The sequence below is a fragment of the Vibrio sp. 2130-1 genome, assembly GCF_033339515.1.
Window position 1 is genome coordinate 1 of record NZ_JAWOUT010000677.1, and the last position, 531, is coordinate 531.

1 pseudogene is annotated in these 531 nt (G+C 46.5%); it reads right to left on the bottom strand.

Annotated features, from left to right (window positions below):
• Window positions 1–531: pseudogene (locus tag R7Q09_RS28100) on the bottom strand (ATP-dependent RNA helicase); the annotation flags it as partial.

Consider the following 531-nt stretch of genomic DNA (forward strand, 5'->3'; position numbering starts at 1 on the left):
TAGAAAAACAAAGTTCATCAAGGGCTTTCTTATCCACCCGTTCAGTATTCAGACCTAGGGAGTTGTAGATTTTCCAGTGTTGAATTTGTTGTTTGCGCAATGGAGCAAAGCCTGGCAACAACATTTCTTGTTCGATCATGTCGACGATAGATTGAATCGCCACTTCACCTTGTAACGCTTGATGCTCAGTGAATATTGTCCGTCCAGCGTACACTAAGTGCATAGTTGCTAGCGGAGTATCATCTTCGTATTGAGTATCACCTTGGTGCCATTCTCCCAGTTCGAGCGTTTTAATGAGTTCGAGCGAAATCGGCATCATGACAGATGCAAGGTTGAGCGTTTGTTTAACTCCCCTACCCGGTACGCTGTGGCTATCTAGCACCAAAGCCGCTTCACTTTTATCCGGAAAACGACTGTTTCGACCAACGACCATTTCCATCGAACCATTGCCAAGTGCATCTCGGCGACGCTCTCTGCGCACAAACACCAATTCAGGATGCAAAGCCGCTATCGCTTGAGTCAGTTGATCTC